Annotated in this window: 1 protein-coding gene; it reads left to right on the top strand. The window is 43.1% G+C overall.

Going from position 1 to position 485, the window contains the following annotated elements:
• Positions 1-108 precede the first annotated feature (108 nt).
• On the top strand, positions 109-477 hold the full coding sequence (locus ACTJLE_RS06590; RefSeq protein ID WP_481267918.1) for a DUF7768 domain-containing protein: 369 nt from the start codon (positions 109-111) through the stop codon (positions 475-477).
• Positions 478-485: the final 8 nt, after the last annotated feature.

The raw sequence follows: 485 nt of genomic DNA, 5'->3' as shown, positions 1-485 counted from the left end.
GCAGACACTCAAAAATGCATACTTATTGGACGCAGAAAGGCAGGCTTTTTATCTATCACCTCATGACACAACACGGGATCTACCCGTTGATTGAACAGGAGGCTAAAAGTGAGTAAGTCTTATAAAAAGCATTTAGAAACGACACCGAATTTTAAGCCTATCGTCTACATTTGTGCTCCCTACCGTGGAGATAAGGAGAAAAACGTGCAACATGCTATTCGGTGTGCGGCATACGCGTATTTGCGCGGAGCAATCCCAGTAACACCACACCTGCTTTTCCCGTTCATGGATGATGAGAATCAAAAGCATAGAGGGGATGCGATGTTTATGGACATTATCCTCTTAGGTAAATGCAACGAACTATGGGTGTTCGGAGAAAAAATCACAGGCGGCATGCAAGTAGAAATCAATCTGGCTGAAAAACGAAACCAGCCGATTAAGTATTTTACAGATAAGGATTTAGGGGGTGAATGTTGATGCTTGAG

The sequence above is a fragment of the Gardnerella sp. CCPDSM genome (assembly GCF_056754715.1).
This window is presented reverse-complemented; position numbering and strand designations above follow the sequence as displayed.